The organism is Ramlibacter paludis (genome assembly GCF_022012305.1).
GTDB lineage: Bacteria > Pseudomonadota > Gammaproteobacteria > Burkholderiales > Burkholderiaceae_C > Ramlibacter > Ramlibacter paludis.
In genome coordinates, this window is the sequence record NZ_JAKLTM010000004.1 from 266,479 (window position 1) to 275,619 (window position 9,141).

General features: G+C 69.8%; 10 protein-coding genes. 8 read left to right on the top strand and 2 right to left on the bottom strand.

From position 1 onward, the window contains the following. Positions 1-5: 5 nt before the first annotated feature. From LZ009_RS14920 to LZ009_RS14935, 4 genes are all read left to right on the top strand, one after another. Positions 6-419 carry a hypothetical protein gene (locus tag LZ009_RS14920; RefSeq protein WP_275698740.1) on the top strand — a complete coding sequence of 138 codons (414 nt, stop codon included), beginning with the start codon at positions 6-8 and terminating at the stop codon, positions 417-419. A gap of 6 nt (positions 420-425) precedes the next feature. Continuing rightward, positions 426-1,331: a DMT family transporter gene (locus LZ009_RS14925; RefSeq protein ID WP_275698741.1), complete on the top strand. Its 906-nt coding sequence runs from the start codon at positions 426-428 to the stop codon at positions 1,329-1,331. Positions 1,332-1,355: 24 nt separating this feature from the next. Next, complete coding sequence (gene dbpA, locus LZ009_RS14930; protein WP_275698742.1) at positions 1,356-2,750, top strand: ATP-dependent RNA helicase DbpA; 1,395 nt, start codon at positions 1,356-1,358, stop codon at positions 2,748-2,750. Positions 2,751-2,854: 104 nt separating this feature from the next. Further along, positions 2,855-3,169 (top strand): hypothetical protein, encoded by a 315-nt coding sequence (locus tag LZ009_RS14935; protein ID WP_275699145.1) that lies wholly within the window; start codon positions 2,855-2,857, stop codon positions 3,167-3,169. Here LZ009_RS14935 and LZ009_RS14940 read toward each other — a convergent pair. Then, the gene (locus tag LZ009_RS14940; RefSeq protein WP_275698743.1) at positions 3,120-4,109 is read right to left on the bottom strand and encodes a LysR family transcriptional regulator; all 990 of its coding nucleotides are present in this window, start codon (positions 4,107-4,109) and stop codon (positions 3,120-3,122) included. The genes LZ009_RS14935 and LZ009_RS14940 overlap by 50 nt on opposite strands. A gap of 180 nt (positions 4,110-4,289) precedes the next feature. On the opposite strand from LZ009_RS14940, the gene LZ009_RS14945 reads away from it, so the two are divergent. The 4 genes from LZ009_RS14945 to LZ009_RS14960 all read left to right on the top strand — a co-directional run bounded on the left by LZ009_RS14945 (position 4,290) and on the right by LZ009_RS14960 (position 8,068). Then, a complete protein-coding gene (locus LZ009_RS14945) occupies positions 4,290-4,658 on the top strand; it encodes a DUF4148 domain-containing protein (protein ID WP_275698744.1) in 369 nt (122 codons plus the stop codon). A gap of 69 nt (positions 4,659-4,727) precedes the next feature. Next, positions 4,728-5,996 carry a putative DNA modification/repair radical SAM protein gene (locus LZ009_RS14950; RefSeq protein WP_275698745.1) on the top strand — a complete coding sequence of 423 codons (1,269 nt, stop codon included), beginning with the start codon at positions 4,728-4,730 and terminating at the stop codon, positions 5,994-5,996. Positions 5,997-6,000: 4 nt separating this feature from the next. Further along, positions 6,001-7,443: a UdgX family uracil-DNA binding protein gene (locus tag LZ009_RS14955; protein ID WP_275698746.1), complete on the top strand. Its 1,443-nt coding sequence runs from the start codon at positions 6,001-6,003 to the stop codon at positions 7,441-7,443. Positions 7,444-7,549: 106 nt separating this feature from the next. Continuing rightward, positions 7,550-8,068, top strand: a complete 519-nt coding sequence (locus LZ009_RS14960; RefSeq protein ID WP_275698747.1) for an RcnB family protein — start codon at positions 7,550-7,552, stop codon at positions 8,066-8,068. Between the two features lie 3 nt (positions 8,069-8,071). Here LZ009_RS14960 and LZ009_RS14965 read toward each other — a convergent pair whose 3' ends face one another. Next, positions 8,072-8,977 (bottom strand): SDR family NAD(P)-dependent oxidoreductase, encoded by a 906-nt coding sequence (locus tag LZ009_RS14965; RefSeq protein ID WP_275698748.1) that lies wholly within the window; start codon positions 8,975-8,977, stop codon positions 8,072-8,074. Positions 8,978-9,141: the final 164 nt, after the last annotated feature.

Consider the following 9,141-nt stretch of genomic DNA (forward strand, 5'->3'; position numbering starts at 1 on the left):
AGCGGATGTTTGCAGCCTTCTCCAGACTGATCGCCTTTTCGACGCTTTCCTGCCTGCTGCTGGCCCCCGTGCTGGCGCGGGCCGACACGGCCGCCGGCGCGAAGATGGTCCCCACCCGCGGCACGCCGGCGCAGGTCGAGGGCACCTGGTGCGGCATCGGCCTGCTGCACGAGTTCACCCTGCAGATCAACCAGCAGTACCAGGCCTTCGAGGCGCGCCTGTCGCGCAAGAACAAGGTGCGCGAGATCACCGGGCAGATCAAGGGCGACACGCTCATCACCGACCCGCAGCGCAACGTGGTCCTGGTGCTCAAGGCCATGAACGACGAGCTGCGCATCACGCAAGGCACCGGCCAGTTCGCCCTGGCGCAGGGCCAGGGTTTCGCGCGCGCGCGCAGCGGCGGTTGTAGCGGTACCTGAGCCGGCATGAGCTGGCTCTGGGTGCCCATCGTCCTGTTCGGGGCGCTGGCCCAGACGGCACGCAACGCGGCGCAACGCTCGCTGGTCGCCCAGGCCGGCACCCTCGGCGCCACGCTGGTCCGCTTCCTCTACGGCATTCCCTTCGCCGCACTCGCGGTCGCGGTGCTGCACGCGCTGCCCGCCACGGCGGCCCCGGTGCCGCACTTCCACGCGGGCTATTTCTTCTGGTTGGCCCTGGGCGCGCTGGGACAGATCGCCGCCACCGCCTTCATGCTGGTGGCGATGAAGGAGCGCAACTTCGTCATCGGCGTCGCCTATTCCAAGACCGACGCATTGCAGGTCGCGCTGTTCGGCACGCTGTTCCTGCGCGAGCTGCCCGGCTGGGTGACCCTGCTGGCGATGGCCCTGGCGACCGCGGGCGTGATCCTGCTTTCGCTGCCGCCCGGACGCGGCGGCGAGACGCGCGCCTGGACCGGCCGGGCGGCCTGGTTCGGGCTGGCCTCGGGCGCGGGCTTCGCGATTTCAGCGGTCGGCTATCGCGGGGCCGCGCTGCAGTTGCCCGGCGTGTCGGCGTGGTTGATCGGCGCCTGGGGCGTGCTGTTCGCGCAGGCCTTCCAGAGCGCGCTGCTGGGCGGCTGGCTGCTGCTGAAGGCGCCGCAGGCGCTGCGCGCGCTGGTGACCGCGTGGAAGGTGTCGATCGTGGCCGGCGGCGCGGGGGCGCTGGCATCGCTCTGCTGGTTCACCGCGTTCGCGCTGACCACGGCAGCCAACGTGCGCACGCTCGGCATGGTCGAAGTGGTGTTCAGCTATCTCGTCTCGCGCCGCCTGATGCAGGAGAAGCTCTCGCGCGCCGAACAAGGCGGGCTGGCGCTGGTGGGCGTGGGCCTCCTTTGCCTCGGCTTGGCGGTGTGACGGGCACCAATGAGAAAATGCGGGATGACCGATCCCGCCGCGGCTGACCGCGCCTTCTCCTCCCTTCCCCTCGCCGCGCCCGTGCTCGCCAACCTCGAGCGCCTGGGCTACGCCACCATGACGCCCATCCAGGCCGCGGCCCTGCCGCTGGCGCTGGCCGGGCGCGACCTCATTGCGCAGGCGCGCACCGGCAGCGGCAAGACCGCCGCCTTCGCGCTCGCCTTGCTGCAGCGCCTGGACACGCGCCGCTTCGACGTGCAGGCGCTGGTGCTGTGCCCGACCCGCGAACTCGCCGACCAGGTGACCACCGAGATGCGGCGCCTGGCCCGCGCCGAGGACAACATCAAGGTGGTGACGCTCGCCGGCGGCGTGCCGCTGCGCAACCAGGTCAACTCGCTGGCCCACGGCGCGCACGTCGTCGTCGGCACGCCGGGCCGCGTGCTCGATCACCTGGGCCGCGAAACCCTCCAGCTCGATGCGCTGAACACGCTGGTGCTCGACGAAGCCGACCGCATGCTCGACATGGGCTTCCACGACGACATGGTGGAGGTCACCAAGCGCTGCCCGAAGGACCGCCAGACGCTGCTGTTCTCCGCGACCTATCCCGAGGGCATCGCGGAACTGGCGGCGCGCTTCCTGCGCCAGCCCGCCACCGTGAAGGTGGAATCGCAGCACAGCGCCGCGCAGATCGAGCAGCGCTGGTACGAGGTGCGCGAGGACGAGCGCCTGCCGGCCGTCTCGCGCCTGCTGGACCACTTCCGCCCCGCCAGCAGCCTGGCCTTCTGCAACACCAAGGCGCAATGCAAGCAACTGGTGGAGCTGCTGCAGGCGCAGGGCTACAGCGCCCTCGCCCTCTACGGCGACCTGGAGCAGCGCGAGCGCGACCAGGTGCTGGTGCAGTTCGCCAACCGCAGCGCATCGGTGCTGGTGGCGACCGACGTTGCCGCGCGTGGCCTGGACATCGCGAGCCTGGCCGCTGTGATCAACGTCGACGTGACTCCCGACGCCGAAGTGCACGTGCACCGCATCGGCCGCACCGGCCGCGCGGGCGAAAGCGGGCTGGCGCTGAATCTCGCGAGCCTGGACGAAATGGGCGCGGTGGGCCGCATCGAACAGCTGCAGGGCGCGCCGTCGCAGTGGTATCCGCTGGCGGAACTGAAACCCGCGAGTTCCGAGCGGCTGCTGCCGGCGATGGCCACGATCCACATCCAGGGCGGTCGCAAGGAGAAGATCCGGCCGGGCGACGTGCTGGGCGCGCTCACGGCCGACCTCGGCTACAGCCGCGAGCAGGTCGGCAAGATCGACGTCAACCAGTTCTCGACCTATGTCGCGGTCGAGCGCGGCATTGCCCGCGAAGCGGCCAAGCGGCTGGACGGCGGCCGGATCAAGGGAAAAGGTGTGAAGGCCCGGCTACTTTGAGTAAAGCTTGCACGGCTCATAGGTTCCTACACGGAATGAGCATGGACACGCACGGGCGTTGAAGGTACAAGGAAGCAGCATTGCAGGCATTCGCGAGCACGCACATGACCTTCGGCACCCTGCTGTACCGCTACTTCTTCTTCGGCTGGCTGTTCAAGGACGTCAACCGGGGAAACGTGTTCGAGCGTTCGGCGGCCTGGCGCCACAACCGCCAGCAGGCCCGCTGGCTGCCCACCTACATGCGGCGCTGGCTGTGGTGCGGCATCGTGCTCTACGGCCTCGGCGGCATCGTCGAATGGCTGTTGCATGCCCCGGGCTTCTCCGTCCTCTTCTACGTGCCCAGCGCATTGAGCGTGCCGGTCAACGCCGTCATCGGCGCGGCGTGGGTGGGCCTGCGGGTGCTGCCGGCGCAGGTCTGAGCCCGCCTTCCTTCCCCTCTTCTTCCACGCCCAGTCCCGCCACGTTGCGGCGCGCGTGCTCCGCCAGGTAATCGACGAAGGCGCGCGTGCGCGCCGGCAGGAACTTGCGGCTCGGCAGCGCGGCCATCAGGCTGATGCGGTTGGTGATCCAGGGCGCCAGCACGCGCCGCAACTGGCCGCTGCGCAGCATCGGCGCCACCAGGTCGACGGCCTGGCTGCTGATGCCGGCGCCGTCGACCGTGGCGCGCAGCAGCGTGTCGGTGTGGTTGGCCATCAGCACCGACGGAACGTCGACTTCGATCCGGCGGTCGCCATCGGTGGGGTCGATCATCGCCATGGGGCGCAGCCGCATGCCGGGCATGCGCAGGCGCAGGCAGCGGTGCCGCATCAGGTCCTCGGGCTGCAGCGGTTCGCCGTGCGCGAGCAGGTAGCCCGGCGCCGCGCAGAAGATCGTCTCGGCATGGTGGATGGTCCGCACGACGGCCGTCGAATGCATCGGGAGCAGGTCGTTGACGACGGCCACGTCGTAGTCCTCCACGTTCGGGTCCGCCAGGTCCTCCACGTGCACGTCCAGCACGATCTCCGGATAGCGCCGCTGGAATTCCGCCACGGCCGGGCCCACCAGGTGCGTGGCCAGCACCGGTGATGCCAGCACGCGGACCGTGCCCGTCATCTCGCGCGAATGCGCGTGCACCATGGCGTCGGCCTCGTCGATCTCGCCCAGGATCGCGCGCAGCCGCCCCAGGTACACCTCGCCCGCGGGCGTCAGCGCCAGCCGCCGCGTCGTGCGCTGCAGCAGCCGCACGCCCAGGTGCTTTTCGAGGTCGCCCACCAGCCGCGTGACCACGGCAGGCGCCAGGTCGAGCTTGCGGGCCGCCGCCGCGAAGCCGCCCTCGTCCACCACCTGCTGGAACACCCGCATCGATTGAAGCCTGTCCATACACCTCTTCCTTACGCCTGATTATTGCGTAATCAGCAATACAAGCTTGAGTCTGACACTGTTTTTTGATCGGACTGCAAGGAATACAGTTCATCCATCGCCACCGACGCAGTCAACCAGAAAGCGCCCGGCGAGCGGACCCGACATGTCGCCGAGCCCGGACTCCTCAAGGAAAGCATCATGAAGACCTCTCGTATCGCCCTCGCCACCGCCGTCCTCGCCACCGCCGCTTTCGGCGCCATGGCCGATGAAGCCGACGGTTCCCAGTACGCCGTGCAGTTCAACGGCGCCAAGACCCGCGCCGAAGTGCAAGCCGAACTCGCGCAGTTCAAGCAAGGCGGCGTGAACCCCTGGTCCATCCAGTACAACCCGCTGAACAGCTTCCGTGGCGCCAAGACCCGGGCGCAAGTCCAGGGCGAGTACATCGCCAGCCGCGACGCCGTCGCCGCCTTCACCTCGGAAGACAGCGGCTCCGCTTACCTGGCGGCCCGCAAGCCGGTGGCGACGACGCAGTTCGCCGGCCAGCCCGCCGGCAACGCCGCCGAGTAATTCACGTCCAGGCCCCTCGCAACGCGGGGCCGCCTGCCTCGGCAGGCCGGGAAGCTGTATGCTTGTACAGTGATTCTCAAAGACAAGCTCGCGATCCTCGCCGACGCCGCCAAGTACGACGCCTCCTGTGCGTCGAGTGGCGGCGTCAAGCGCAATTCCCTCGACGGCCGAGGCCTGGGCTCCAACGAGGGCATGGGCATCTGCCACAGCTATGCACCCGACGGCCGCTGCATCTCGCTGCTGAAGATCCTGCTGACCAACTTCTGCCAGTACGACTGCCTGTACTGCGTCAACCGAGCCAGCAGCAACGTGCCGCGCGCCCGTTTCACCATCGACGAAGTGGTGCAGCTCACGCTCGACTTCTACCGCCGCAACTGCATCGAGGGCCTGTTCCTTTCCAGCGGCATCATCCGCAGCCCCGACTACACGATGGAACAGGTGGTGGAGGTGGCGCGGCGCCTGCGCGAAGAGCATGACTTCCGCGGCTACATCCACCTGAAGACCATTCCCGACGCCGCGCCGGAACTGCTGCAGCGCGCCGGCCGCTACGCCGACCGGCTGTCGATCAACATCGAGCTGCCCACCGAGCAAGGCCTGGGCGCGCTGGCGCCGGAGAAGGACGGCGCGGCGATCCGGCGCTCGATGGCGCGTCTCCGCGTGCACATCGACGACGCGAAGGGCGAAGCGCGCGATGCAGCGCGCATTCCCATCGCGTCCGTGCCCGGCGCGAAGCCGGCGCGCGCGAAGGCGCAGGCTTTCGCCGCCGCCGGCCAGAGCACGCAGATGATCGTGGGCGCGGACGGCGCCGACGACGCGACCATCCTCTCCACCAGCGCGCAGCTCTATGGCGCCTATCGCCTCAAGCGCGTCTACTACTCCGCCTTCAGCCCCATTCCCGACGCCGCATCCGCGCTGCCTCTGCAGGCGCCGCCGCTGGTGCGCGAACACCGCCTCTACCAGGCCGACTGGCTGATGCGCTTCTACGGCTTCGAGGCGGGCGAGATCGCGTCGGAGCGCTCGGGTGGCATGCTGCGGCTGGAGGTCGATCCGAAGCTGGCCTGGGCGCTGGCGCATCCCGAGAAGTTTCCGGTGGACGTCAATCGCGCGCCGCGCGAACTGCTGCTGCGCGTGCCCGGGCTCGGCGTGAAGGCGGTCGATCGCCTGCTGCTGGCCCGCCGCGTGCGGCGCGTGCGCTCCGAGGACCTCAAGCGCCTGCACGTGCCGGTGGCCAAGGTGCTGCCCTTCGTGCTGTTGCCGGACCACCGGCCCGCCCCGCAGGCCGCCGTGACCGCCGCAGCGGCGCGCCCCGCGCCCGCGTTGCAGGGCGCGCTGTTCTGAAGCCATGCTGGTCCGCCTCGCCAGCGAAACCGACCTGGCCGGCTTCCGGCAGGAAGCGCGCGCCTTGCTGGCCCGCGGCGTGCCGCCGTCGGAGGTGGTCTGGGCGGCGGAATCCGGGCAGGACGACCTCTTTGCCGAGGACGTGCCCGCACCCGCCGGCGAGCCGCGCGCCGCTGCCGTCACCGTGTCGGTGCCGGCCGCTTTCCTCGAGTTGTGCAACACCGTGGTGCTGCACATCGACCCGCAGCGCTTCGCCCTGCTCTATCGCCTGCTCTGGCGGCTGGCGCGCGAGCCCGGTTTGCGCCACGATCCGCTCGACGCCGACATGCTGCAGGCGCGGCAGCTCGCGCAATCGGTGCGGCGCGACATCCACAAGATGCACGCCTTCGTCCGCTTCCGCACGGTGGCCGACGACGACCCGTCGGGCGAGCCGCTGCACGTGGCGTGGTTCGAGCCCGAGCACCACATCGTCGAAGCGAATGCTCCGTGGTTCAAGCGCCGCTTCGCCAACATGCGCTGGGCGATCCTCACGCCCCGGCGCTGCGTCGCGTGGGACCGGCGCGAGCTGCACTTCCTTCCCGGCGCCGGCCGCGATGCGGCGCCGCCGCCCGATGCCGGCGAGCAGCTCTGGCTCACGTACTACCAGAGCATCTTCAATCCGGCGCGCCTGAAGCTGCGGATGATGCAGCAGGAGATGCCGCGCAAGTACTGGCGCAACCTGCCGGAGGCGCAGCTGATCGCGCCGCTGGCGGCGCAGGCGCAGGAGCGCAGCGGCCGCATGCTGGAAGCGCCGGCCACCATTCCCTTGAAGCGGATTCCCCTGTTCGCGGCCGTTCCGCAAGCGCCGGCCGGGCCTGGCCTGCCCGCGCTGAACGAGGCGATGCAAGCCTGCCGCGCCTGCCCGCTCGGCGCGACCGCCACGCAAGCGGTGCCCGGCGAAGGTCCGCTGCAGCCCGGGCTGATGTTCGTCGGCGAGCAGCCCGGCGACCAGGAGGACCTGCGCGGGCGCCCCTTCGTCGGCCCGGCCGGCCAGTTGCTCGATCGTGCATTCACGCAGGCCGGCATCGCGCGGCAGGAAATCTTCGTCACCAACGCCGTGCGGCACTTCAGCTTCGAACTGCGCGGCAAGCGGCGCATCCACAAGACGCCGCAGCAGCAGGAGGCCGATGCCTGCCGCCACTGGCTGGAGCACGAGATCGCGCAGGTCCAGCCGCGGGCGCTGGTCGCACTGGGAGCGACCGCGGCGCGCGCGCTGCTCGGGCGTGCCGTGCCGGTGCTGAAGGAACGCGGGACCTGGCACGCCCGCGGCGACGGCCTGCAGGTTCTGGTGACGCTGCACCCTTCCGCCCTGCTACGAATGCCTTCGGAGCAATTGCCGGCCGCTTTTGATGCTTTCGTTGGCGATTTGCGGCGCGCGGCAGCCGGTCCCGCGCCGGTAGCTGGCTGAGCCGCGTGCATCTGGTGACGCAGCTTTGCACAAGCGAACGCTGCGCGACGCAGGCTGGACATTTCCGGGGCGCACCATGCATGCATCGGAATAGGAGCAGTACCCCATGAAGAAATCAGCCCTCGTTTGCGCCGTGCTCGCAGGCACCCTCGGATTCGGCACCCTGGCCTCGGCCCAGGACTGGCGCGGCCGCCGTGACGGCGACCAGCGCACGGAACAGCGCCATGACCGCCAGGACCGCCAGGATCGCCAGGAGCGCCACACGCGGCGTGACGGCGACCGCAACTGGAACGGCGGCACGGCGTACCGCCAGCCGGCCCAGGTGTACAACCAGCCGCGCGCTGTCTACAACCAGCCGCGCTACGAGTACAACCAGCCGCGCTACGTCTACAACCAGCCCAGCTACGGCTACTCCCAGCCGCAGTACTACGGCCATACGCAGCGCTACTACCGCGGCGGTTACCTGCCGCGCCAGTACCTGGCCAGCAACTACTACGTGAACAACTGGCAGGCCTATCCGGGGCTGTACGCCCCGCCCTACGGCTACCAGTGGGTGGACACGGGCGGCGACTTCGTGCTGGCGGCCATCGCTACCGGCCTGATAGCCAACCTGCTGGCGCACTGACCGTCAGGAACCGCCCCGCGCCAGCCGCATCTCGTTGGCGCCCTGGGCGGCGCCGCTGCCGGGGACCTGCTCCCCGGCGCGGTCGCGCACGGCGTCCAGGCGCTCCAGCAGCCGCTCGGGGGCATCCGCTCCCAGGCCGATGTAGGCGCCCTGCGTCAGCGTGATGTTCGCGGCTTCGAAGCCGCCGGCGCCCGCGCACAAGGTCGTGCGCGTCGGCGCGCCTTCGCCGGCCAGCACCAGCATCGCCGGCACCACCGCCTCGGGCCCGAAGGCATCCAGCATGTCGGGCGGAAACAGCTCCTCGGTCATGCGCGTGACGGCCGTCGGCGCCAGGCAGTTCACGCGGATGCCGTGCTTCTCGCCCTCGATGGCCAAGGTCTGCATCAGCCCCACCAGCGCCAGCTTGGCCGCCCCGTAGTTCGCCTGGCCGAAGTTGCCGTACAGGCCCGACGAGGACGTCGTCAGCACGATCCGCCCGTACTTCTGCTGCTGCATCAGCGGCCACAGCGCCTTGCAGCAATGCACCGCACCCATCAGGTGCACGTCGAGCACCAGGCGGAAGTCCGCCAGGTCCATCTTGGCGAAGCTCTTGTCCCGCAGGATGCCGGCGTTGCTCACGAGCACGTCGACCCGGCCCCAGGCGTCGATCGCCTGCTTCACCATGGCCTGCACCGCCGCGAAGTCGGTCACCGACGCGCCATTGGCGAGCGCCTCGCCGCCGGCCGCCCGGATCTCGTCCACCACCGCCTGCGCCGCCTTCACCGAACCGCCTGAGCCATCCACCGTCCCGCCCAGGTCGTTGACCAGGACCCGCGCACCGCGCCGGGCCAGCGCCAGCGCGTGCTGGCGGCCCAGCCCGCCGCCGGCACCGGTCACAATCGCCACCCGGCCTTGGAAATCCAAATGCATCGTCGTTCCACAGAAATTGAAGCGTCGACGAATGTAGCCCAGGATCGTGCCTGAGGCCTTTTTGCACGGCGTCCCCCCTCTGTCGGATTGACGCCAGCTCGGCAGTTGCTCATCATTGCTACAACAACAAGTGCGACTCCCCGCGGGAGGCGCACGCCATCGGA